The 23,054-nt window shown below is 71.2% G+C and carries 20 protein-coding genes; 3 read left to right on the forward strand and 17 right to left on the reverse strand.

The genetic code is table 11. The annotated features are described in order from the left end of the window. Window positions 1-16: 16 nt before the first annotated feature. Genes G569_RS58675 through G569_RS0122675 form a run of 3 tightly spaced genes read left to right on the forward strand, consistent with a single transcriptional unit; the run spans window position 17 to window position 3,882 of the window. Window positions 17-1,255: a Vgb family protein gene (locus tag G569_RS58675; protein WP_157592229.1), complete on the forward strand. Its 1,239-nt coding sequence runs from the start codon at window positions 17-19 to the stop codon at window positions 1,253-1,255. Then, complete coding sequence (locus tag G569_RS0122670; protein WP_028065116.1) at window positions 1,242-2,540, forward strand: Vgb family protein; 1,299 nt, start codon at window positions 1,242-1,244, stop codon at window positions 2,538-2,540. The genes G569_RS58675 and G569_RS0122670 overlap by 14 nt, the downstream gene beginning before the upstream one ends. Before the next feature lie 46 nt (window positions 2,541-2,586). After that, window positions 2,587-3,882, forward strand: a complete 1,296-nt coding sequence (locus tag G569_RS0122675) for a virginiamycin B lyase family protein (protein WP_157592230.1) — start codon at window positions 2,587-2,589, stop codon at window positions 3,880-3,882. Here G569_RS0122675 and G569_RS50745 read toward each other — a convergent pair. The 17 genes from G569_RS50745 to G569_RS0122760 all read right to left on the reverse strand — a co-directional run bounded on the left by G569_RS50745 (window position 3,879) and on the right by G569_RS0122760 (window position 23,053). Next, on the reverse strand, window positions 3,879-4,826 hold the full coding sequence (locus G569_RS50745; RefSeq protein ID WP_157592231.1) for an SMP-30/gluconolactonase/LRE family protein: 948 nt from the start codon (window positions 4,824-4,826) through the stop codon (window positions 3,879-3,881). The genes G569_RS0122675 and G569_RS50745 overlap by 4 nt on opposite strands. 26 nt (window positions 4,827-4,852) lie before the next feature. Beyond that, window positions 4,853-5,410: a guanylate kinase gene (gene gmk / locus G569_RS0122685; RefSeq protein WP_028065118.1), complete on the reverse strand. Its 558-nt coding sequence runs from the start codon at window positions 5,408-5,410 to the stop codon at window positions 4,853-4,855. A gap of 4 nt (window positions 5,411-5,414) precedes the next feature. Continuing rightward, window positions 5,415-5,759: an integration host factor, actinobacterial type gene (gene mihF, locus G569_RS0122690; protein ID WP_028065119.1), complete on the reverse strand. Its 345-nt coding sequence runs from the start codon at window positions 5,757-5,759 to the stop codon at window positions 5,415-5,417. A gap of 134 nt (window positions 5,760-5,893) precedes the next feature. Beyond that, entirely contained in the window at window positions 5,894-6,769 is an 876-nt protein-coding gene (locus G569_RS50750) for a dihydroorotate dehydrogenase (protein ID WP_053226836.1), read from the reverse strand. A gap of 61 nt (window positions 6,770-6,830) precedes the next feature. Then, on the reverse strand, window positions 6,831-7,613 hold the full coding sequence (locus G569_RS50755) for an iron-sulfur cluster-binding protein (protein ID WP_053226837.1): 783 nt from the start codon (window positions 7,611-7,613) through the stop codon (window positions 6,831-6,833). Next, the gene (carB, locus tag G569_RS0122705; protein WP_028065120.1) at window positions 7,610-10,675 is read right to left on the reverse strand and encodes a carbamoyl-phosphate synthase large subunit; all 3,066 of its coding nucleotides are present in this window, start codon (window positions 10,673-10,675) and stop codon (window positions 7,610-7,612) included. Before carB ends, G569_RS50755 begins: the two co-directional genes overlap by 4 nt. Beyond that, a complete protein-coding gene (gene carA / locus G569_RS0122710; protein WP_028065121.1) occupies window positions 10,668-11,762 on the reverse strand; it encodes a glutamine-hydrolyzing carbamoyl-phosphate synthase small subunit in 1,095 nt (364 codons plus the stop codon). The genes carB and carA overlap by 8 nt, the downstream gene beginning before the upstream one ends. 82 nt (window positions 11,763-11,844) lie before the next feature. After that, window positions 11,845-13,167 (reverse strand): dihydroorotase, encoded by a 1,323-nt coding sequence (locus tag G569_RS0122715; RefSeq protein ID WP_053226838.1) that lies wholly within the window; start codon window positions 13,165-13,167, stop codon window positions 11,845-11,847. A 3-nt stretch (window positions 13,168-13,170) separates the two neighbouring features. Then, window positions 13,171-14,106, reverse strand: coding sequence for an aspartate carbamoyltransferase catalytic subunit (locus tag G569_RS50760; protein WP_371683484.1), 936 nt, complete (start codon window positions 14,104-14,106; stop codon window positions 13,171-13,173). Beyond that, window positions 14,103-14,651, reverse strand: a complete 549-nt coding sequence (gene pyrR / locus G569_RS0122725) for a bifunctional pyr operon transcriptional regulator/uracil phosphoribosyltransferase PyrR (protein WP_028065123.1) — start codon at window positions 14,649-14,651, stop codon at window positions 14,103-14,105. The genes G569_RS50760 and pyrR overlap by 4 nt, the downstream gene beginning before the upstream one ends. Before the next feature lie 67 nt (window positions 14,652-14,718). Continuing rightward, complete coding sequence (gene rnz, locus G569_RS50765; protein WP_053226839.1) at window positions 14,719-15,669, reverse strand: ribonuclease Z; 951 nt, start codon at window positions 15,667-15,669, stop codon at window positions 14,719-14,721. A 24-nt stretch (window positions 15,670-15,693) separates the two neighbouring features. Beyond that, window positions 15,694-16,908, reverse strand: a complete 1,215-nt coding sequence (locus tag G569_RS0122735; protein ID WP_028065124.1) for an ABC transporter substrate-binding protein — start codon at window positions 16,906-16,908, stop codon at window positions 15,694-15,696. Between the two features lie 88 nt (window positions 16,909-16,996). Continuing rightward, the gene (locus G569_RS50770; RefSeq protein ID WP_053226840.1) at window positions 16,997-20,011 is read right to left on the reverse strand and encodes a WD40/YVTN/BNR-like repeat-containing protein; all 3,015 of its coding nucleotides are present in this window, start codon (window positions 20,009-20,011) and stop codon (window positions 16,997-16,999) included. Beyond that, window positions 20,004-20,501, reverse strand: coding sequence for an RNA polymerase sigma factor (locus G569_RS58680; RefSeq protein ID WP_053226841.1), 498 nt, complete (start codon window positions 20,499-20,501; stop codon window positions 20,004-20,006). The genes G569_RS50770 and G569_RS58680 overlap by 8 nt, the downstream gene beginning before the upstream one ends. An 81-nt stretch (window positions 20,502-20,582) precedes the next feature. Then, complete coding sequence (locus G569_RS0122750) at window positions 20,583-21,251, reverse strand: DUF7668 domain-containing protein (RefSeq protein ID WP_028065125.1); 669 nt, start codon at window positions 21,249-21,251, stop codon at window positions 20,583-20,585. Next, on the reverse strand, window positions 21,252-22,112 hold the full coding sequence (locus G569_RS0122755) for a transglutaminase family protein (RefSeq protein WP_028065126.1): 861 nt from the start codon (window positions 22,110-22,112) through the stop codon (window positions 21,252-21,254). Next, window positions 22,109-23,053 carry an alpha-E domain-containing protein gene (locus tag G569_RS0122760; RefSeq protein WP_028065127.1) on the reverse strand — a complete coding sequence of 315 codons (945 nt, stop codon included), beginning with the start codon at window positions 23,051-23,053 and terminating at the stop codon, window positions 22,109-22,111. The genes G569_RS0122755 and G569_RS0122760 overlap by 4 nt, the downstream gene beginning before the upstream one ends. Window position 23,054 lies beyond the last annotated feature (1 nt).

Raw genomic sequence — 23,054 nt, forward strand, 5'->3', positions numbered from 1 at the left:
TAGTCTAGCTGTGGCGTTGATCGCCCTGCTAATGACGACAACTCCGGCACATGCCGAGGACGTGGCGCGCTTCGGACTCGGCGACGCGATCCGCGGCCTCGTGGTCGGAAACGACGGCGGCGCGTGGGTCTCGGTCGTGCGTCCCAAGGACATCGCGATCGCCCGCGTCGCGCCCGGCGCCGCCGTCGTCACGAGCCCGGTGACGACCCCGCTGAGCGCCGCCGCCGCGCTCGGGCCGGACGGCGCGGCGTGGTTCGGGACCGACGGCGACAACGTGCTCGTGCGCGCGGACGCCGCCGGCGCGCTGACCTCGCTCGACCTCGGCGACGGCATCGGCTCGGCGTTCGCGACCGGCCCGGACGGGACCTTGTGGGTCTCGGGCGTCGAGTCCGACGCGCTCGCGCACGTGACCGCGCAGGGCGTCCTCGCCCGCACGCCGTTCGCCCCCACCGGCTGCGCCCACAAGCCGCAGCTGGTCGACATGACGCGCGCGCCCGACGGCGCGATGTGGATGAGCGACTGGGCCTGCCCGCGACTCCTGCGCCTCGCCGGCGACGCGGTGCAGAGCTTCCCGGTGCGCGACGACGAGCTGCCGACCGCGCTCGCCGCGGACCCGGCGGGCGGCGTGTGGTTCACGCAGGACGTCCAGCCGGTGATCGGCCACGCCGACGTGGGCGGCGCGATCACGCGTGCGCCGTACGACCTGCGCCGCGGCATGCCCGCGGACATCGCCGCCGCGCCCGACGGCAGCGCCTGGTTCACCGTCGGGACGTGCACGCTCGGGCACGTCACCGGCAAGGCGGTCGCCTTCGTGCCCGCGCCGATCCCCGCTCGCCAACTGGCTTTCGACGCGGCCGGCGCGCTCTGGCTGGCGAGCCCGGCACGCGTCGTCCGCACGACGACCGGCGAGCTCAACGGCGCCGGCTGCGACGACACGCCTCCGCGGGTGCGCATCCGGCCCGCGACCGGCGGGACGATCCGGCTCGCCGCGCTGCGCAAGGGCTTCCGGATCGAGGTGCCCGAGGCGGCACGGATCTCGCTGATGGCCGGCTACGGGACCCGCACGCCGCGCCAGCTCGAGCGCACGTCCGACCACCCCCGCCGGTACACATTCCGCGTGCCGAAACTCTGGATCAGCCGCATCGCCGGCCTCGTCCGCGCGGGCCAGCGCCCGCGGCTGACGCTGTTCGTGGACGCCGTCGACCGCGAGGGGAACGTCGCGACGGTCGGCGGAGAGCTGCATGTTCGCCGCTAGCGCGGCCGCGCTCGCGCTGGCGGTCTCCGCCCAGCCGGCCGCGCCCGTCGAGGTCGCCCACCTCGGGCTCGGGAGCTCGTTCGGCACGCTCGTCGCCGGGCCCGACGGCGGTGCCTGGGTGTCGATCGATCGCCTGCTCCTCGGGCTCGCCAGGAACCCGTCGGCGCGGTGGAACGACGCGATCGGTCACGCCACCGCCGGCAACGCGTTCCGCCAGGTGACGGTCCAGGGGCCGCTGTCGACCGTGTCGGCGGCGGTCGGCCCGGACGGCCAGGCCTGGTTCCCGAACGGCTTGGACCTGTATCGCTCCGACGCGGCCGGGACCGTGACCCGCAGCCGGCTGAGCGCGGCGGCCGGGTTCCTCGCGGCCAAGGGCCCTGACGGCACGCTCTGGTCGTGGAACGGCTCGTTCGCGAGCCCGGCGCTGGTACGGATCGACGCCCAGGGCAAGGTCACGGACGCCCCCGTCACGCTGCCGGCCTGCAAGGACCCGACCTTCCTGACCGAGCTCGCGGCCGCCGCCGACGGCGCGATGTGGACCGCGGACTCCACGTGCAACCGGCTGTTCCGGATCGCTTCGGACGGTGCGGTCTCGACCATCGCGCTCGCGACGACGGACCGCCTGGGGAACCTGGCCGCCGACGCGACCGGCGGGATGTGGTTCGGGAATTACGGTGACTCGCCCGGCGTCGGTCACGTCGATGCCGCCGGCACGCTGAAGCGGTGGCCGCTGCCCGGCGGTCGCCGCGCCTGGGGGATCGCCGTCGCGCCGGACGGTGCCGCGCAGCTCGCGTTCGGGCGCTGCGAGCTGGGCCGGATCACGCCCGACGGCGTGCTGAGCTTCGGCGAGGCGCCGATCCCGGTGGGCGAGCTCGCCTTCGATCCGCAGGGCGGCCTGTGGCTGGCCAGCGCGAACCGGCTCGTCCACGCCCCGGCGCCGCCGCTCGCCCGAGGCGCGTGCGACGACAAGCCGCCGAGCGTCCGCCTCTCCCCCGCGCTCCGGCGTACGGTACGACTCGCCCAACTGCGACGCGGCATCCGGATCAGCGTGCGCGAGCCCGCGGTCATCGGTGCCGCCGGCGACTACGGGGACGACGACCACGACGACCGGCTGAAGATCGTCCGGTCGGCGCGCGGCGGGACGCTCGTCTTCCGGGTTCCGAAGGCCGTGCTGAGGACCCTCGAGCGCCGCCGCCGGCCCGTGATCAGCCTCTACGTCGAGGTCACCGATCGCGACGGCAACACCGCCCAGACGATGCGCGAAGAGATCTCGGTCACGCGCTAGGAACGTTTTCCCAATCGCGGCGACCGGCCGTTTACGGTCGCCGAGCATGAAAGCGTTAGCAACAGTGGTGGGGCTCGCCGCGCTCACGGCGGCGGCGCCCGCGCAGGCCGGCGTGGTCGCAGAGATGAAGCTCGGAAACTCGCTGAGCCAGCTTGTCGCCGGGCCTGACGGCGGTGCCTGGGTCATGATCGACCGCCGCGACGCCGACGACGCCGTCGGGCGCGCCCAGCCCGATGGGAGCTTCCGGACGGCGTCCACGGACCAAGGAACCCTCGAAGGCGTGCTCGCACCTGACGGCAGCGCGTGGTTTCAGACGATCGACTCAGGGCTGCTCCGGGCGGACGCTTCCGACACGCTGAGCGTGATCGGCGACGCGAACGTCCGCGATGCGTTCCTGTCCGTGTTCGCGATCGGGCCTGACGGGACGATGTGGTCGCCGACCGCCGATCGCGATGGCTTCTGGCACATCGCCACCAACGGCATCGCGACGCGGGTGCCGGGTGGGCTGCCGGACCGCTGCGGCCCGGACTCGGACTACGCGGACATGACCCGCGCGTCGGATGGCGCGCTCTGGATCTCCGATGACACCTGCCGCCGGCTGATCCGCGTCGCCACGAGCGGAACGACCACCGTTCCCCTCGCGGTCGAGCCCGAGCACCTGGCGGCGGACGGCGCGGGCGGCGTGTGGGTGACGAACGAGTTCCTCGACGACGACCGCGTCGAGCACGTCGACGTCGCGGGCAACGTCCGCGCGTTCGATGTCGACAACAACCGCTATACCACCGACGACGTGGCGGTCGCGCCCGACGGGGCCGCGTGGTTCGCGACCGACGCCTGCCGGCTCCTGCGGATCACGCCCGCGGGTGAGACGAGCACGGTCCCCGCCTCCGTCCCGGCCCGGGAGCTCGCCTTCGATCCCGGCGGCGGCCTGTGGCTCGCGAGCCGGGCGCGGCTCGCCCACATCGCCGCGGGCGAGGCCCCCGCCACCTGCGACGACAAGCCGCCGTCGGTGCGTATCGACCAGGTCCGCGACGGCGCGCACGTGAGCTTGCGCCGGCTGCGCCGCGGATTCGCGATCACCGTGCGCGAGCCGGCCACCATCGGCGCTCTGGCCTTCTACCGCGGCACCGGCGGCAAGGACAGGGCCGGGTTCTTCCTCGACAAGACGATCCGGGGGCCGCGCGGCGGGACCGCCCGCTACCGGGTCCCGGCCGCGCAGCTGCGCCGGTTCTCACGCGCGCTCGCCGCCGGACGCAAGCCCACGCTGTCCCTGTCGGCGATCGCGAGCGACGCCGAGGACAACACCGACGTCGCCACGGTCGACGTTCACATCACCCGCTAGAAGGCGTCGATGGCCACGATCCGGTCCTCGGCCACGGCCGCCGTCGCGGGGAAGCCGAACTTGGAGTCGACCGCCAGCAGCGTCCTCCCGACGGGCTTGGCGGTCGTGAAGGTGCGGTCGGCCGGGGTCGGCATGACCTTCACGACCCGCCCGTGCTCGAAGCGCCGGCCGAGTTGGAGCTTGGAGATCTGGCGAGAGAAGTTCTGGACGACGTAGAGGGTGTGGCCGCGCAGGACGATCCCGTCGGCGTTGATCACGTTGGCTCCGCCGAGATCGACCTGGCTGATCCGGCGCGTCCAGAGGTCGATCCGCCACAGCTGCCCCGTCGTCCCCTGCGTCGTGAGCAGGTAGCGGCCGTTGGGTGTGATCGTGATCCCGCCGAGGTCGAAGTCGGTCAGCGGCGGCGTGTACGCGATCGTGCCCGAGACGTCCAGGAAGCGATCGATTCGCCACTTCCCGTGCGGCTGCGAGACGCGCCAGATGACCGGCAGCGAGGAGTCGGTCACGTAGGTTGCACCACTGCCTCGCCCAGAGGGCTCGTCACCGCTTCGCTCGGGCCCGATCCAGACGTCGTTGAGGTAGGACCCCGCGGCGCCGGTCGGCAACTCGGCGAGCAGCGTGCCGCGACGGTCGAAGACGCGCACCTCACCCGCCGGACCGCCGGCGACGAACACGCGCCCGAAGCGGTCGACATCGATCCCGCGACCGTCGTTGGACGCGCTCGGCGGCTGCCAGACCTCGAGCTTGCGGTCGCGGGCGAACAGGTTGCCGCGATAGATCGTCCCGCTCTGGTTGGTCGCGGAGACGTAGAAGACCCCGGCGTGCTCGTCGACGCCGATCCCCTCGATGTACACGCCCGCCTGCGGCAGGTCGTAGTCGCGGTCGCGCGCCTGCGCGCTCGCGGCAGGGGCGAGCAGCGCCATCGCGGCGAGCAGAACTCTCATCTTGCGCATGGCCGCCCTACGCAGCGTCAGCGCGAGGCGTTCAACACGATCTGCTCGAGCTCGGACGCGGCGCGCGCGAGGTCGTCGTTGAGGACGATGTGCGGGAACTCGTCCTGCGCGGCGAGCTCGGACTTGGCGACCGCCATCCGCGCGTCGATCTGCTCGGGGGTCTCGTGACCGCGGCCGACGAGGCGCAGCCGCAGCGTGTCCTCGCTCGGCGGGGCGATGAAGATCCGGACCGCGTCCGGCATCGTGTCCGCGACCTGGCGCGCGCCCTGGACCTCGATCTCGAGCACGACCGACGCGCCGGTCGCCGTCCGCTTCTCGAGCTCGGAACGCAACGTCCCGTAGCGCCGGCCGGAGTAGCCCGCGTGCTCGAGGAAGTCTCCCTCGATGACGCGGCGATCGAACTCGGCGTCATCGAGGAAGTGGTAGTGCACGCCGTTCTCCTCCCCCGGGCGCGGGTCGCGCGTGGTGGCGGAGACGGCGAGTTCCAGCGCAGGAACGCGTTCGAGCAGCGTGCGGATCAGCGTGCCCTTGCCGACCCCGGAGGGGCCGGTGATGACGAAGACCTTTCCGGGCACTGCCCTAGCGTCGGAGCATTGAGACGAGCTCAGTGCGCTGACGCGGCGACAGGCCGCCGATGGTCTTCGAGGGCGAGATACGGCAGAGCTGCAAGACCTTGTTCACCTTCACGCGCCCGTACTTGGGAACGGCCAGCAGCAGGTCGAAGACCTTGGCTGAATGGACGTACTCGGGCGGCTCCAGCAGCAGGTCATGGATGCTGACCTTGCCGGCCTTGAGGTCACGCTTGAGCGTCGCGCGCTTGGTCCTGATCTCGTTCGCGCGCTGGAGCGCCTCCATGCGCTGGACGAGGGAACGCTCAGGGGCAGCCGTGGTGGGCTTGGCGGGCGTCTTCGTCGCTGGCGGCATGGGCGGCGAGTCTACAGCGCTCGGAGCCTCCGACAAGGGGCTGGGTAGGTAATTCACCTTGACCTGAAGTTGAGGTTCAATGCTGATCATGGGTGTCGAAAGATTGCCCGCGGTTTGCAGGACTTTTGGACGCATTATCTGGACAGTGCTGAGTGTCCAGGGTGAAGTGTTGACAACTCGTTTCGCACGCGCGCACCAGCGAGCGGATCCCGGAAGGATTCGCTTCCCACGGCAACCAGATCTGCGCCCGCACGCAGGAGGTCGTTGGCGTGACGGCCGCACTGTATCCCACCCATCCCGACGATGGGGATTCGAACGCGCCCCCTTACCTCAGAAACCTGTGCAAGGGCCACCGCTCGCACCGCCGGACCGGACACGCCACCTGTTCTTCCGCCTAGCCACGGTTCCCCGGGGCGATGCGGATGCGGCGCCATCCCGCGCAGCGTGTTGATCAATGAGACGGCGTCCGCCCCATGCTGCTCGGCGGCCGCCGCGACGTCTGCGGGAGACGCCGTATTCGGCGTCAGCTTGACGATCAAAGGTTTGGTCGATCGCGAGCGCACCGCGTCCAGCAGGGCCGCGACCTCGCCCGGGTCGGCGCCGAACATGAGCCCGGTCTTGACGTTCGGGCACGAGACGTTGAGCTCCAGCGCGGTCACCTCGTCGCGCTCACCCACCCGTTCGACCAGTTCTGCGACCTCGGCGTGCGCGCCGCCCATCACGTTCACGATCAGCGGCACCGGTAGCTCCGCGAGCTGCGGCAAGTCCTGTTGCAGAAAGCCGTCCAGCCCCTTGTTCGGGAGCCCGATCGAGTTCAACAGGCCACCGGGCAGCTCGTAGAGCCGCGGCGGCGGGTTGCCCTGCCGCGGCGCGAGCGTGACGGTCTTGGTCACGAACGCGGCGAAGGGGAAGTTGCGCAGCAGCGCGTCGCCGAACGCGCGCCGGGCGGCGATGGCGTCGAAGGTGCCGGACGCGTTGATGACGGGGTCCGCGAGTCCCAAGAACGTCACGGAATCAGCGCCTCGAGGTCGGATGATCGGGGTGGGGCGGTGGGGATGTGCTGCCTCGGTGTCATGGATGCGTCACCGCAACCAGGCTTGACGCATCGAGAACCGGTCCATCGACGCACAGCCGGACATAGCCCTCCTTCGTGGCGACCACGCAGCCGAAGCATGCGCCGTACCCACACGCCATCCCGGACTCGAGCGCGAGCTGAGCCGGGACGTCGTGCTCGGCGCAGATCGCTCGCACGGCTTCCAACATCCCAGGAGGACCGCAGGAATACACCTCAATATGCGACGACCGCCCAATTTCCGCCAAAAGCAGGTCAGTGACGGGACCTTTGTGCCCCACGCTGCCGTCGTCGGTCGCCACGCGGGCGTCGCGCAGCAGTGACGCGCCGGCCGCGTGATCGGCGTCGCGAAAGCCCAGCAACGCCGGAGCGCCCGTCGCGTCCTGCCAGATGGCCAGCGGCGCGGTGCCGACGCCGCCGCCGACCAACAGCGGCGCGCGGCCGTCGCGCGGCGGCGCGAATCCGATCCCGAACGGGCCGGCGATCCACAGCCCGGCACCGGCACGAAGCTCACCCAGTCGGGTCGTCCCGGGGCCGACGGCCTCGAGCATGAACTCCAACCGGCCGGCCGACCGCCGCATGACGCTGAACGCGCGCGGCAGGAACGGCCGCTCGTCGGTCCCGCCGCCCCAGCGCTCGGCGGCGGTGAGCATGTAGAACTGGCCCGGATCGGGATCTGGGCCGTCCGCGTCGTCGGCGACGAGGATGTCGTAGGCGCCGACGCGGCGGTACTCGACGACCTCGCTCAGCCGGCGCCCCAACGGCGCGAGCGTCCGCGTCATGCGTGGACCCCGTTCTTGTGCAACTCCTGCAGCGAGACGACCGAGGGCTCGGACACCCGCGCGGCGGCGATCGCCCGCGCGGCCGCCATCCCGCCCGCGATCGTTGTGATGCACGGCACGCCGCGGGCGACGGCCGCGCGGCGGATCTCGTAGCCGTCCGAGCGCGCCGCGGTGCCGGTCGGCGTGTTGATCACGAGGTCGACGTCGCCGCGGTCGATCCAATCCACCACGTTGTTGGACCCGTCCTGGATCTTGTTGATGCTCTCCACCGGGATGCCCATGCGCTTGATCGCGGCGGCGGTCCCGCGGGTGGCGACGATCTTGAAGCCGAGGTCGTGCAGCTGGCTGGCGATGCCGACCACGCCCGCCTTGTCGGCGTCGGTGACGGTCAGGAAGACCGTGCCCGCGTTCGGCAGCCGCGTGCCGACCGCCGCCTGCGCCTTGGCGAACGCGGTCGGGAAGTCGGCGGCCACACCCATCACCTCGCCGGTCGAGCGCATCTCCGGGCCGAGCAGCGCGTCCGTCCCGCTGAAGCGGTCGAACGGCAGCACGGCCTCCTTGACCGACACGTGGTTGCCGCACGGGTCGTCCGGCAGCCCCATCGAGGCCAGCTTCTCCCCCAGCATCACCCGGCAGGCGAGCTTGGCCAGCGGCAGGCCGGTGGCCTTGGAGACGAACGGGACCGTCCGCGACGCGCGCGGGTTGGCCTCGATCACGTACAGGTCCTCGCCGTAGACGCCGTACTGGATGTTGATCAGCCCGACCACGCCGAGCGCCAGCGCGAGGTCGCGCGACGCGGCGCGGATCTCGTCGAGCATCTCGGTGCCGAGCGAGTGCGGCGGCAACACGCAGGCCGAGTCGCCGGAGTGGATGCCGGCCTCCTCGACGTGCTGCATGATCCCGCCGATCCAGACGTCCTCGCCGTCGCAGATCGCGTCGACGTCGACCTCGATCGCGTTCTCCAGGAAGCGGTCGAGGAAGATCTCACCCTGCGGCCGGGTCCGGCGGAAGTAGTCCGCGAGCATCGCGTCGTCGTAGGCCAGCTCCATCGCGCGCCCGCCGAGCACGTAGCTCGGGCGCACGAGCAGCGGGTAGCCGACCTGCGGGGCCGCGGCGAGCGCCTCCTCGGGCGAGTTCGCCAGCGCGTACGGCGGCGCCTTCAGGTTCAGGCGCTCCAGCAGCGCGCCGAAGCGCCCGCGGTCCTCGGCGAGGTCGATCGCCTCGGGCTGCGTGCCGAGCAGCTTGACGCCGGCCTGTTCGAGCCCCGCCGCGAGCCGCAGCGGGGTCTGGCCGCCGAAGGACACGATCACGCCCTCCGGCTGCTCGACCTCGACGATCGCCAGCACGTCGTCCAGCGTGAGCGGCTCGAAGTACAGCCGGTCCGACGTGTCGTAGTCGGTCGAGACCGTCTCTGGGTTGCAGTTGACCATCACCGCGTCGCGCCCGGACTCGCGGACGGTCATCGCGGCGTGCACGCAGCAGTAGTCGAACTCGATCCCCTGGCCGATCCGGTTCGGACCGGAGCCGAGGATCATCACGCTCGGCTTGTCGCCGCGGCGGACCTCGGACTCGGTCGAGTTGGTCTCCCAGGCGGAGTAGTAGTACGGCGTCTCGGCCTCGAACTCGGCGGCGCAGGTGTCGACCGCCTTGTAGGTGCGATGGCCCTCGAAGGAGCGCTCGACGGTCCGCAGCTCGCGCAGGTACCACATGTCGATCCCGGTGCGGGCGCGGATCTCGCCGTCGGCGATGCCGCGCCGCTGGAGCTCGAGGATCACGTCGAACCGGTCCGCCGACGGGGACTCCAGCCGCGTCAGCAGCTCCTCGTCGGTCCCGCTGAGGTCGGCCTGCGCGTCGAGCTCACGGCTGCGCAGGGCCTTGCCGAAGGCCTGGCCGAACGTGCGCCCGATCGCCATCACCTCGCCCACCGACTTCATGTGGGTCGAGAGCGTCGCGTCGACGCCCGGGAACTTCTCGAACGCGAACCGCGGCCACTTGACGACCACGTAGTCGAGCGTCGGCTCGAAGCTCGCCGGCGTCGCGCGCGTGATGTCGTTGGGGATCTCGTCGAGCGTGTAGCCGACCGCGAGGCGGGCGGCGATCTTGGCGATCGGGAACCCGGTCGCCTTCGACGCGAGGGCGCTCGACCGCGACACGCGCGGGTTCATCTCGATCACGACGATCTCGTCGGTCGCCGGGTTGACCGCGAACTGGACGTTGGAGCCGCCGGTCTCGACGCCCACGGCGCGGATCACGGCGATCGCCTGGTCGCGCAGCTTCTGGTAGGTCCGGTCGGTGAGCGTCTGCTGCGGCGCGACGGTGACGCTGTCGCCCGTGTGGACGCCCATCGGGTCGATGTTCTCGATCGAGCAGACGATCACGACGTTGTCCGCGTGGTCGCGCATGACCTCGAGCTCGAACTCGCCCCAGCCGAGGATCGACTCGTCGATCAGGATCTGGCCGATCGGGGATGCGGCGAGGCCCTGCTCGACGATCCGCTCGAAGTCCTTCGCGGTGCGGGCGATGCCGCCGCCGCGGCCGCCGAGCGTGAACGCCGGGCGGATGATCAGCGGCAGCCCGAACGCCTCGAGCGCGCTGTGCGCCTCCTCGTACGAGGTCGCGATCGTGTTGCGCGCGGTGCGCAGACCCGCGGCCTGCATCGTCGCGTCGAACTGCTCGCGGTCCTCGGCGCGGTTGATGGCGTCGTAGTTCGCGCCGATCAGCTCGACGCCGAACTCCTCGAGCGTGCCGTCCTCATAGAGCGTCTTGGCGAGGTTGAGCGCCGTCTGGCCGCCGAGCGTGGGCAGCAGCGCGTCGGGCTTCTCGCGCTCGATCACCTGGCGAACGGGGCCGGGGAGCAGCGGCTCGACGTAGGTCGCCGTCGCGAACTCCGGGTCGGTCATGATCGTCGCCGGGTTGGAGTTCACGAGCACGACCTCGTAGCCCTCCTCGAGCAGGACCTTGCAGGCCTGCGCGCCGGAGTAGTCGAACTCGGCGGCCTGGCCGATCACGATCGGGCCGCTCCCCAGGACGAGGATCTTGTGGAGGTCGTCGCGCCTAGGCATGCGTGGCGAAGAGGTCGATGAACTCGTCGAAGAGCCCGAGGGAGTCGTTGGGGCCGGGGCCCGCCTCGGGGTGGTACTGGACGCAGCCGGCGGGGACGTCGAGCAGGCGGATTCCCTCGATCGTGTTGTCGTAGAGGTTCACGTGGGTCAGCTGGGCCGCGCCCAGCTCGGACTCGATGATCTCGCCGGGCGTGCCGGCGACCGCGAAGCCGTGGTTCTGGCTGGTGATCGCGATCCGGCCGGTCCGCAGGTCCTTGACCGGGTGGTTGGCGCCGCGGTGGCCGAACGGGAGCTTGAACGTCTCCAGCCCGGCGGCGCGGGACAGCAGCTGGTGGCCGAGGCAGATCCCGAAGACCGGCTTGGTGGTCAGCAGCGTGCGGATGTTCTCCACGATGTAGTCCAGCGCCGCGGGGTCGCCGGGGCCGGGGACCAGGAAGAAGCCGTCGGGGTCGCGCGCCAGCAGCTCCTCGGCCGTGCTCGTGCACGGGAGGATCTCCAGCGTCGCGCCGCGGGAGGTGAAGTTGCGGATGATGCTTCGCTTGATGCCGGTGTCGAGGGCGACGATCCTCGGGCCGCCTGCGCCTGCGTATACGCGGGGTTCGGGCGTCGTGACCTCGCGGGCGAGGTCGCGGCCGACCATGCTCGGCTCGGCGGCGATCCGGTCGCGGGCCTCGGACTCGCTCACGTCGGCGGAGAAGATCCCGCCCCGCATCGAGCCCGCGGTGCGGATGTGGCGGACCAGCGCCCGCGTGTCCACGCCCGCGATCCCGGGGACGCCGTTGTCGCGCAACCAGCTCAGCCAGCCCTGCTCGGCGCCGGGCGCGTCGTCGTAGTCGACCGCGGAGCGCATGATCGCGCCCGCCGCGTGGATGCGGTCGGACTCCATCGCGGCTTCGCTCACGCCGTAGTTGCCGACGTGCGCGGTCGTGAACGTGATCAGCTGGCGCGCGAAGCTCGGGTCGGTCATCGACTCCTGGTAGCCCGACATGCCGGTCGTGAAGACGACCTCGCCGGTCACCGAGCCGTGCGCGCCGACCGCCTCGCCGTCGAAGCGCGTGCCGTCTTCGAGGAGGACGTACGCAGTCATGAGGCCTCCACGGACGACAGCGGGCGGCGGAAGCGAGCCGCTAGGCGAGGTTCCGCCAGCGGATGCGAGCGCGCAGCGCGAGTCATCCGCCGACCACCGTCAGGGAGCGCTCCCGGTAGACGATCCCGCCCGCCGCGATCGTGGTCACGACCTTGCCGGAGAGCCTGCGGCCCGCGAAGCAGCAGTTCTCCGAGCGCGACTCGTAGCCCGCCTCGCCGACCTCCCAGGTCGCATCGAGGTCGATGAGCACCAGGTCGGCGGGCTTGCCGACCTCGATCGTGGGCGTCGGGAGGTCCATCAGCGCCGCGCCCGCGCTCAGCTTCTGGACGACCAGGGAGAGCGGCAGCACCCCGGGCTTGACCAGGTCCGTGTAGACCGCCGCGAACGCGGTCTCCAGGCCGGTCGTGCCCATCGGCGCCTCCTCGAACGGCACCTCCTTCTCCTCGCGCGCGTGCGGCGCGTGGTCGGTGGCGATGCAGTCGATCGTGCCGGTCCGCAGGCCGTCGATCAGCGCCTGGCGGTCGTCCTCGGAGCGCAGCGGCGGGTTCATCTTCAGCCGCGTGTCGAGCTTCTCCAGCAGCGCCTCGTGCGTCAGCGTGAGGTGGTGCGGGCTGGCCTCGCAGGTGATCTTCACGCCGCGTGCCTTGGCCTCGGCGATCGCCTCGACCGACTCGCGCGCGCTCAGGTGCTGGATGTGGATGCGGCCGTTCTCGTAGCGGGCGATCGCGGCGTCGCGGGCGATCAGGGTGGACTCGCTGATGCTCGGGATGCCCGCCAGGCCGAGCCGCGCGGAGACCTCGCCCTCGTGCATGACGCCCTTGCCCGACAGCGTCGGGTCCTCCTCGTGCAGGGCGATGATCCCGCCGACCAGCTTCTGGTACTGAAGCGCTTTACGGAGCAGTCCGGCGCGGTAGACCGGCTTGCCGTCGTCGGTGAAGCCCAGTGCCCCGGCGTCCTTGAGCTCCGCCATCTCGGTCAGGGCGTCGCCGGCCAGGCCGGTCGTGACGCTCGCCATGAAGCCGACCGGGATGCGCGCCTCGCGGCGGGCGGCCTCGCGCAGGCTGCGCAGGACCGGCGCCGAGTCGACCGTCGGGCTCGTGTTCGGCATCGCCACGATCGCGACGAAGCCGCCGGCGGCGGCGCTGCGCGTGCCGGTCTCCAAGTCCTCCTTGTGCTCCTGGCCCGGGACGCGCAGGTGCACGTGCGGGTCGACGAAGCCGGGGAAGACGTGCTTGCCCTCGCCGTCGATCACCTCGCCGTCGTGGGAGAGCTCGGTGCCGAGCTCGGCGATGGCGCCGTTGCGCACGAGCACGTCGAGCTTCTTGTCGATCCCGGAGCGCGGGTCGAGGACGTGGGCGCCCTTGATCAGGACGTCGGCGGGTGGGGTTTCGCGGTGGTCGAGCATGCCTCAGGCCGGGATCGGAGTGGAAATGGCGGGCTGCGGCGCGCTGCGGCCGGCGAGCAGCTCGTAGAGGACGGCCATGCGGACGACGACGCCGGCCTCGACCTGCTGGCCGATCACGGCCTGCGGCGAGTCGATGACCTCGGCGGCGAGCTCCACGCCGCGGTTGACCGGCCCCGGGTGCATGAGCACCTGGCGCGGGCTCAGGCGGCGGCCGTTGATCTGGTAGACGGTCGCGTACTCGCGCAGCGACGGCACGAAGGAGTCGGTCATCCGCTCGTGCTGCATGCGCAGGGCGTAGACGACGTCGGCCTCCCCGAGACGGTCGAGGTTGTACGAGACGTCGCAGAGCGTCTCGATCCCGCGCGGGATCAGCGTCGGCGGGCCGCAGACGGTGACCTTGGCGCCCATCTTCGTGAAGGCGTGGATGTTCGAGCGGGCGACCCGGCTGTGCAGGACGTCGCCGACGATCCAGATGTTCAGGCCGTCGAGGGTGCCGAGGCGCTCGCGCAGCGTGTACACGTCCAGCAGCGCCTGCGTCGGGTGCTCGTGCTTGCCGTCACCCGCGTTGACGACGCCCGCGGTCGTCCAGCCGGCGACCAGCTCGGCGGCGCCGACGTGCGGCGTGCGGATCACGATCAGGTCGGGGCGGTAGGCGCTCAGCGTCTGCACCGTGTCCTTGAGCGACTCGCCCTTCTCGACGCTCGACCCGCCGGCGGAGAGGTTGATCACGTCGGCGCTCAGCGACTTCGCGGCCAGCTCGAAGGAGCTGCGCGTGCGCGTGGACGCTTCGTAGAAGAGGTTCAGGACGCGGCGGCCGCGCAGTGCCGGGACCTTCTTGATCTCGCGCTCGGAGACCTCGGTGAACGTCTTCGCGCGGTCCAGGATGCGCTCGATGGCGGCGCGGTCCAGGTCCTCGATCGACAGAAGATGCCGCATCAGGCGTACGCCTCCTCGAGCTCGGTGATGGTGACCTCGTCGGCGCCGTCGATCTCGCGGACACGGACGTTGACGCGCTCCGAGCGCGCCGTCGGCAGGTTCTTGCCCACGTAGTCGGGGCGGATCGGCAGCTCCCGGTGGCCGCGATCGACCAGTACCGCGAGCTGAACTCGGCCCGCCCTCCCGTAGTCAAATAGCGCCTCGATCGCGGCCCGCACCGTGCGCCCGGTGTAGAGCACGTCGTCGACGAGGACCACCGTGTAGTCCTCGAGGCGGAAGTCGAGATTCGTCGCGTGCACCGCGGGATCGACCGCTCGCTTGGAGATGTCGTCGCGGTAGAACGCGATGTCGATGTCCCCGAGCGGGACCTCGGTGTCCAGCAGGTCGCAGACGAGCTGGTGCAGGCGCGTGGCGAGATAGGCGCCGCGGCGGTGGATGCCCACGAGAGCGACGGGCCGGCCGCTGTTCTTCTCGACCACCTCGTGCGCGATGCGCACGAGCGTGCGGCGGATGTCGTCCTCGTCGAGGACGACCTTGTACTCGGACAAGCGCGTTCCTTCCTGGCCTCACGGGACCGGGTTAAAGGGACCTTGCCCCAGGGGTTCTAGCAGGCCCTCAGGACGTCGCGGGCTCGGGCAGCTCCGCCTTGACCAGGTGCGGGTCCCCGCGTTCGGGGAACGGGATCTCGATCGTGTCGAAGTCGCGCGGGACGACGGTGTTCTCGAAGATGTCGCGCGCCTCGTTGCGGATGTCGCGCGGGAAGTAGCGCGTCGACAGGTGCGTGAGCGCGAGCAGTTTCACCCCCGCCTCCTTCGCCACCCGCGCCGCCTGCGCCGCGGTCGAGTGCCCGGTCTCGCGCGCGCGGACGCGATCGTCCTCGAGGAACGTCGCCTCGTGGACGAGTACCTCCGCGCCGTGGGCGTAGACCTCGACCGACTGCACCGGCGCGGTGTCGCCCGTGTACACGATCCGGCGGCCCGGCCGATCCTCCCCCACGACCTGCTCGGGCGTGACGCCGTTGACGGTCTCGCCGCGCTGCAGCCGCCCGAAGTCCGGACCCTCGGTGACGCCGAGCGCCCGCGCGGCCTCGACGTCGAAGCGCCCCGGCCGGTCGTGCTCGATGAACGCGTAGCCGTACGCCTCGACCCGGTGGTTGACCGGGAAGGAGGCGATCACGAAGTCGTCCCAGCGGACCTCCTCGTGATGGTCGAGCTCGACCACGTCCAGCGGGTACTTCGTGCGCCCGATGATCGGCCGCAGCACCTGGTTGAAGAGCGCGGTCAGCCCGGGCGGGCCGAAGACGTCCAGCCGCCGCTCGCGGTCGCGCATCTCGAACGTCTTGATCATCCCCGGCAGCCCGAGCCAGTGGTCGAGGTGCAGGTGGGTGATGAAGATCGCGTCGACGTCGGGCAGGCCCACGTTCGAGCGCAGCAGCTGATGCTGCGTGCCCTCGCCGCAGTCGAACAGGATCCGCTCTCCCCCGGCCCGCAGCAGCAGCGCGGGCAGCCCGCGGCGCGGCGTGGGAACGGAACCGGCGGTGCCGGCGAAGAAGAGCGAGAGGTCCATGAGCGACAGGCGAGTCTAGGAGGCTCAACCGAGCTGGTTGACCCGAGGGAGCGTCCCGGAGAGCGGGTCGTCGGTGACCGGCACGAACACGAAGCCGTCGAACTGGGCGAAGTACATGTCCTGGGGCGAAACGCCTTCGTGGTATGTGGAGTTGTAGCCCCGCTGGTCGCCGTTGGCGCCGACGATCTTGGTGCCGTCGTTGAGGGTTTGAACCAGCGGAGCGCCGAGTGCGCCCGCGTCCTTGATCGCCTCGGCGACGAGGTTGACGGCGTCGTAGGGGTACATCTGCCAGTCCGGCGGCTGGATGACGTCCTTGCCGTCCTGCTTGACGCCGACCTTGGTCACGCCCTCGGCCTTCTCGTAGCGGGCGCGGAACGCCTCGAACGGCTTCGGCCCCATCTCGGCCGTGATCCGGCTGGAGACGAACCGCAGGCGCTTGAGGTAGTCGGGGTGCGCGGCGAGCCGCTGGCGGACGAGCGGGTCCTCCCCGGTCTGCCCGGAGATCACCTGGACGTTCCACCCGGCCTTCGCGACGGCCTCGAGCGTCGCCGCGACGTTGCCGGCCGAGGCCCACACGATCAGGCGGTCGGCGCCGGCGTTGCGCGCCTGGAGGATCTGCGGCGCGAGGTCCTGCGCGCGGCGCGGGATCACCTGGTCGTCGACGACCTGCACCTCGTCGACCCCGAACGCGTCCTTCAAGGCGGCCCGGCCCTGCGTGCCGTAGTAGCCCGAGTCGTCCGTGAGCATCGCGACCTTCGGCCGCTGGTTGGCGATGTAGTCGGCCAGGCGGCGGGTCATGATCGCGTCCGCCGGGGCGAGCCGGAAGACGCTCGGGTGGCGCTGGGGATCGACCAGCGACGTGCCGCCCTCGAAGACGATGAACGCCGGGATGTGGGCGCGGTCGGTGAGGTCCCCGATCGCGGTCGCGCCCGTGCCGTCGGTGAGGAGCATCGCCGCCTTGCGGTCGACGGCCTCGCGCGCGTTCGCCAGCGCGGTCGCGGGCGAGGAGGCGTTGTCGAGCACGACGAGCTTGAGCGGGCGTCGCGCCCCGTTCTGGAGCTCCAGGCCGCCCCGGCCGTTGATCTCGTCGACGGCGAGCTTCGCGCCCTTCTCGATCGACGACGCGATCCACGGCTCGGTCGAGACCGGCGCGCTGACGACGATCTGGACGCTGTTCTTGTCGTCGCCGCACCCGCCGATCAACAGCGCCAGCGCGACCAGGAGGAACGCCTGACGCATTCACCAATGATGGCGTGCGGTCGGCCGCATCGTGCTCTCCAGCACGATGCGGCCGACCTTTGCCCGATCGCGGGGGTCTAAGCCGCGATCACGGGTTCGTCGTCGACAGCGTGAACGTCAGCGTCTTCGAGTAGCTGCCGGTACGCAGCGGCTGCGTCGAGCTGATGTGCTGCTTGAACGAGATCGTCACCGAGTCGTTGGACACCGGCGCGGTCCAGGCGGCCTTGGAGAACGCCACCTGCAGCGGCTCCGGCAGCGCGAACGCGCCGTTGGTCATGCAGCACGGGTCAGAGACGCTGAGCGCCGCGTCGCCGGCCGTCGAGATCACGTTCGCGGTCGTCGACGCGTCGTAGGTCTTGTCGACGCCCGGCGTGAACGCGCCGAACGAGGCCGACGGACCGACCGTGAGCGCCAGCGTGGCCGGCACCGAGCCGCCCGCGCCGCCGCCGTCGGTCGCGTCCACCGACAGCGGGAGCTGCCAGACGGAGCGGCCGAAGGTCGCCGCGTAGAGCGACTTGCCGTCGTTCGAGAGCTTGACGTCGAGCACCGGGACGTCCGGCAGGCCGACGCTGATCTTGTACCAGGCGCTGTCGCCGTCCTTGTGGTCGAAGACGCCCACGTCGGTGGCGGCGAACAACACGTTGCCCTTCGAGTCGTACTCGAGCATCTCGATCGGCCCGTTGGGCATGTTCTGCGAGATGTTCTGCCACGAGGCGCCACCGTCGCGGGTCTCCCACACGTTGGCCGCGTCGTCGCCCTGGCGGAAGCCCGAGAACGCGATGTAGGCGTGGTTGGCGTCGTCCGGGTCGGCGATCACCGAGTTCACCCAGCGCGTCGGCAGGCCCTGCATCTGGACCCAGGTCGCGCCCGCGTCGGACGTCTTCCAGACCTTGCCGGTGTCCGTGCCCGCGTAGATGACCTGCGCGTACGGGACCGGCGTCGCCGACTTGGCCGGCGCCAGCGCCGTGACGGCGCCGTACAGGTTCGTGTAGAGCCCGATGTCGACCTCGTTGGCCGGGACGTGCCCGGGCAGCGACGGGTCCGGGTCGGTGTAGTTGGCCTGCGGCAGCGGCGTCGGCGAGATCGGGGTCATCGACGTGCCGCGGTTGAGCGAGCGGCCGATCATCGCGCCGCCCATGTAGAGCGCGTTCGGCGGCTGCGTGCCGTCGGCGTTCTTCGGCGGGACGTTCGGGTCGGTGACGATCGGAGCGTCCGTCGTGTAGCGGTTCGTCCCGTTCGCGCCGACCTGCGCGACGTTGGCGGTCGTCGTCGTGGTCGCGGTGTCGGTGCGGCGCCCGCAGGAGTGCGTGCCGCCGCCCGAGGACTGCGAGCACGTGTAGTAGATGTTGTCGTCGGTCGGGTCGATCGCGTTCTGGTGGCCGTCGCCGCCGCCCGCGGAACCCCAGTCACGCAGCTCGGGATCGGTCGGGACCTGCGCGGCGTTCGTCCACGAGCGGACGCTGCCGTTGTCCTGCAGGCCCTGCACGAGGCGGTTCGGACGACCCGCCTGCCGGGAGACCGACAGGTGGTACGCCTGGTTCCACGGCTGGTTGGTGGCCTTCACCCACGAGCCGTTGACGCCGCTGTTGTCCGAGCGGTACATGCCGCCGTCGTTGCCGAGGAAGACCTTGTCCGGCGTCGCCGGGTTACCGTCCAGCGAGGCCGGGTCCCAGTCCATGCCGTGCTGGTCGGAGTGCACGCTGCCGCTGTTGGTCCACGTCGTGCCGCCGTTGATCGACGTGCGCAGGTTGACGTCGGCGTTGAAGAGGTGGTTCTGGTCGTCCGGGTCGACCCAGATGCGGCCGAACCACCACTGGTAGCCGCCGCTCGGCGCGTACGCCTGGTTGGCGACGGTCGGGCACTCGGCGGTCCCGCCCGTGGTGCACCAGGTGTCGCCGCCGTTGTTGGAGTAGTAGAAGCCCTTGTCCGGTCCGTACGGGCCGCCGAAGACCACGTAGACGCGGTCCGGGTTGCTCGGCGCCACGGCGACGCCGATGCGGCCGAGGCTCGCGTCCGCGGTCAGGCCGGTCTTCGTCTGGTCGTAGCTCGGGATCGCCTGACCGGCACCCATCGTGTCCAGCCGCTTCCAGGTCGTGCCGCCGTCGTTGGAGCGGAACAGGCCGGAGCCGATGCCGCCGTACGTCCGCGTGCCGTTGGTGCGCTTGTGGTCCCACATCGCGGCGTAGACGATCTGCGGGTTCTTCGGGTTGATGGCGACGTCGATCGCGCCGGTGGTCGAGGTCGTCGGCGCGAGCACCAGCGTCCAGGTCTTGCCGGCGTCGGTCGAGCGGTACAGGCCGCGCTGGCCGGCGCTGCGGGCGACGTGGCCCGCGGCGGCGACGAAGATCGTGTTCGCGTTGCTCGGGTCGACGGCGATGCGGCCGATCGACTCGCTCTGGGTCAGGCCCATGTTGGTCCAGTGGCCGCCGTTGTCGGTCGACTTGTAGACGCCGTCGCCGAAGTAGGTCAGGCCGCCGCCGGGCGGGTTGGCCTCGCCGGTGCCGGCCCACAGGGTGCCGTCCTTGGCCTGGGCGATCGCACCCATCGTCTGGGTGTAGTCGTCGGGCCAGATCGACGTCCAGTTGGCGCCGCCGTCCGTCGTCTTCCAGACGCCACCGCCGGAGACCGCGGCGAACGCCGCGTTGGGCGTGAAGCGGTCGGCGACGACGTCCGTGACGCGCCCGCCGATGTTGTACGGGCCGAGCTGCTTCCACGCCAGCCCGCTCGCGGACGCTGCCGCCGGCACCGCCGCCGCCTGCGCCTTGTACTGGTCGACCTGCGCGCGGGTGACCTCGGAGTTCGAGCTCAGCCGGAAGTCCGAGAACTCGTCCGGCGTGGCGCCGTTCGCATGCTCGAGCGCCTCGTTCTCCGGCGGGACCGCGGACGCGACGTCGACGGGCGCGTGTGACGCCCTCCGGGTCGTGGAGCCGGTGAACGCGAGGGTCAGGATCGCGGCGACGAGCGCGAAGCCGCCGAGCGCGGCGGCCAGCGTGTGGTGCCGGCGCCGCGGCCGTGCGCCGGCGAAGCCGCGCAGTCCGCGCCGTTGCCGGCGTTCGCGAGCCTGCTTGAGCTGCTCGCCGTAGCGGTCTAGAAAGTCACTCATCCCCGTCCTCGATCACAGTGCGCACATGGGCAATCGCGCGGCTGACGCGCTTGCGCGCGACCGCCTCCGAGCAGCGCAGACGCAGCGCGAGCTCGGCATAGGACTCCTCGTCGACGGCGCGGGCGCGGAGCGCCTCGTAGTCCGCGGATGACAGCGTCGCCCGGACCGTGTCCGCCAGGTCGGCGGCCTCGGCGACCTCTTCGATCCGCTGGATGTCGGAGTCGTCGAGCACCAGTGGCTCGAGGTGCAGCTTGCGCCGCGCCGACGCCTCGACCTGACCACGCCGCGCGCTGTCGATCAACAGGTTGCGCGCGATCGTGAACAGCCACGCCGCCGGCTCATCCGGCGGCGCCGACTTGTAGTGCACCAACGCCCGGGCGAAGGTCTCCGCCATCAGATCGGCGGCGACCTCCGGCTCTCCGACCCGTCGCGCGAAGTAGCCGAGAACCGGCTCGCGAAAACGGACGTAGAGCGCGTCGAAAGAGTCCATCTACACAACTGAGACGAGCGGGGATCCCCCCTGTGACCCACCGGAGTTGTACCGCGCGCTGAGATTTCTCAACGCCCCCGGTCAGGGGAGGATGTCGCCGAGCGCGACCAGGAACCGCTCCTCGGCCGTCAGCCCGAGCGCGCCCTCGATGTGCAGCCGCGCCGGGCCGTCCTCGGCCCACAGGTCCAGGAAGAACGTCCAGCCCTCACCATCTTCGAGCTCCTCCGAACGCGAGATGGCCTCGACGCCGTAGTGCGAGCGCGGCGGCAGCATCAGCGCCTCGGGCACCTCGTCCTCGACGCGCCGGCGCAGGTCCTCCGCCACCAGCATCCCGGCGGACAGCTCCGCCAGTTCGTCCCACTCGCCGTCGACGACGAGCTCGACGACGCCCTCGAGCGCGCGGTACGTGCCGTCGGGGAGCGGCTCGAGGCTCGGCGGGAGCGGCGCGTGGGGGTTCAGCGGCGTCTCGGGGGAAAGGTCCAGGCGCGAGTAGAAGTAGTCCTCGGCGGCCGTGCGCGCGTTCCCCCGGATGCTCTGCGGGATGCCGGCCTCGCGGAGGCCGATCATGGCGGCGCGGACCGCCGCGCCGAGCGTGTCGTGCGGCTCCGCCAGTTGCGCCGTCACGGCGCGCCCGTGCTCGGTGGCGCGGTTGACGGACACGCCGTCCATGACGATCGAAGGCGCTTCGTGGCGGCTGTAGCCCGGCAGTGCGCGCACCGCCGAGTGCATGACGATCAGATGCTCACCCATTCAGCTTCTGGAGGGTGACACGTCACTTCGCGTCATCCGCACCGAGGCCGACAGCTCCGAGTCCGCCATGCCGCGATAGACGCCCTTGATCGGCGGAACGTCCGGGTAGTGGCGGCCATGGCCGATCTTGACGTGGGTCTCGCCGCCGAGCTGGCGGTTGGTCGGATCGAGCGCGACCCAGGTGAGACCGCTCTCCGAAGGCAGCAGCGCCTCCACCCAGGCGTGGGTCTCGACCTCCGCGGAGGCCTCGTCGCCGTTGGACGGCGCCCACAGGTAGCCCGAGACGTAGCGAGCGCCGAGCCCGTGGCGGCGCAGGAGCAGCAGCGCGAGGTGGGCGAAGTCCTGGCAGACGCCCGCGCCCGCGGCCAGCAGGTCGCCGACCGTCGAGCCGACGTAGGTCACGCCCGCCCGGTACTCGAAGCGGTCCGGGATCACGTCGACGAGCTTCTGCGCGGTGCCGAGCGGCGAGTCCGCCCGGGTCAGTCCGACGAGGTCGTCGATCGCGACGACGTCGGGCTCGGAGCCGTCGAGCAGCAGGAACTCGCCCGCCGCGGCATCGTACGCCCGATCCTCGACCGCGCTCCAGTCGGTCTCCTCCGGCACGTCCGGCGAGCTGGTGCGCACCCGCGCGCGGACGTCGATCGACAGGTGCTCGTGCGGGCGCGAGATCCCGAACTCGATCACGGTCGTCCCGAAGTAGTCGAGATGCTGGTTCAGGCGCGACTCGGGATCGACCCGGACGACGAAGTCCTCGACGCTCTGGGTCGCCATCGTCGCCGGCTTGACCCGCAGCGCGTTCAGGTTGTCCGTGACCGGGCCGCTGTAGCGGTACTCGGTCAGGTAGCGGATGGCGAAGTTCATACGGCTATGGGCCGCGCGGCGGGCTGCGCGGGGTTGCCAAAGTACCGTCCGGCGATGTCGGAATCGACCTGGATCAGCTCGCGCTGGACGAGCTCGAGCGTGCCGGGGTCGGCCTCTCCCGCCCGCGCCCGGAAGTCGAGGTCGGCCATCAACCGCGACAGCCGCAGCACGGCGGGCGAGCTGCGATAGGACGGATCGGCGGCGGTCAACGCGGCGTGCAGCGCGTCGATCGAGTACGAGACCGAGTCCGGATAGTCGCGCTCGAACAGCAGGAAGCGGGCAACGGGCCGCGCGTTGGGCGGCGCGGGGACCGCGCGGCGGTAGGCCTGGAAGCCGCCGACGGCCTGCAGCAGCGCGAGCGCCTGTCCGTCCAGGAGGTGGTTGTCGCCGCCGTCGGACGGCAGGGCGACGCGCAGCATCCGCAGGACCATGTCGGCGGACTCGATCGCGGCGCCCGCCTGTAGGAACGCGTGCGCCTCGTCGCGCAGCATCGTGCGGCTGGTCACGCCCCAGAACAGGCCGCAGCGCTCGCGCACGTACGCATAGACGCTGTACGGGCCGGTCTGGACGGCCGCGGAGATGTTGCGCTGCAGCAGGCCGAGGTGGAAGGTGTTGATCGCCTCCCACATCTCGCCGGAGAACACGTCGCGGACGGTGCGGGCGCCCTCGCGCGCGCGGCTGATGCAGTTCAGGACGCTCGTCGGGTGCTCGGGGTCGAGCGTGAGCAGGCGCAGGACCTCGTCACGCGAGGCGCTCGTCTCCGGCGGCTCACCCGAGACGATCGTCAGCAGCGCGTCCCAGCTCAGCCGCACGCCCGCCGGGTCGTCCGGGCGGCCCTGCAGGTCGGCGTGGAAGACGCCGTCGAGCATGCGCGAGGTGTGCTCGGCGCGCGCCAGCTGGCGGCCGATCCAGTAGAGCTCGTGCGCGATCCGGGCGAGCACG

This window comes from Solirubrobacter soli DSM 22325, from assembly GCF_000423665.1.
Taxonomy (GTDB): Bacteria; Actinomycetota; Thermoleophilia; order Solirubrobacterales; family Solirubrobacteraceae; genus Solirubrobacter; species Solirubrobacter soli.

Bases quoted from the DNA above. Each gene is read 5' to 3' on its own strand.
- G569_RS0122670 (WP_028065116.1), top strand. From the start codon at position 1,242: ATGTTCGCCGCTAGCGCGGCCGCGCTCGCGCTGGCGGTCTCCGCCCAG.
- G569_RS0122675 (WP_157592230.1), top strand. From the start codon at position 2,587: ATGAAAGCGTTAGCAACAGTGGTGGGGCTCGCCGCGCTCACGGCGGCG.
- G569_RS50745 (WP_157592231.1), bottom strand. From the start codon at position 4,826: ATGAGAGTTCTGCTCGCCGCGATGGCGCTGCTCGCCCCTGCCGCGAGC.
- mihF (WP_028065119.1), bottom strand. From the start codon at position 5,759: ATGCCGCCAGCGACGAAGACGCCCGCCAAGCCCACCACGGCTGCCCCT.
- G569_RS50755 (WP_053226837.1), bottom strand. From the start codon at position 7,613: ATGACGCGGACGCTCGCGCCGTTGGGGCGCCGGCTGAGCGAGGTCGTC.
- carB (WP_028065120.1), bottom strand. From the start codon at position 10,675: ATGCCTAGGCGCGACGACCTCCACAAGATCCTCGTCCTGGGGAGCGGC.
- carA (WP_028065121.1), bottom strand. From the start codon at position 11,762: ATGACTGCGTACGTCCTCCTCGAAGACGGCACGCGCTTCGACGGCGAG.
- G569_RS0122715 (WP_053226838.1), bottom strand. From the start codon at position 13,167: ATGCTCGACCACCGCGAAACCCCACCCGCCGACGTCCTGATCAAGGGC.
- rnz (WP_053226839.1), bottom strand. From the start codon at position 15,669: ATGGACCTCTCGCTCTTCTTCGCCGGCACCGCCGGTTCCGTTCCCACG.
- G569_RS0122735 (WP_028065124.1), bottom strand. From the start codon at position 16,908: ATGCGTCAGGCGTTCCTCCTGGTCGCGCTGGCGCTGTTGATCGGCGGG.
- G569_RS50770 (WP_053226840.1), bottom strand. From the start codon at position 20,011: ATGAGTGACTTTCTAGACCGCTACGGCGAGCAGCTCAAGCAGGCTCGC.
- G569_RS58680 (WP_053226841.1), bottom strand. From the start codon at position 20,501: ATGGACTCTTTCGACGCGCTCTACGTCCGTTTTCGCGAGCCGGTTCTC.
- G569_RS0122750 (WP_028065125.1), bottom strand. From the start codon at position 21,251: ATGGGTGAGCATCTGATCGTCATGCACTCGGCGGTGCGCGCACTGCCG.
- G569_RS0122755 (WP_028065126.1), bottom strand. From the start codon at position 22,112: ATGAACTTCGCCATCCGCTACCTGACCGAGTACCGCTACAGCGGCCCG.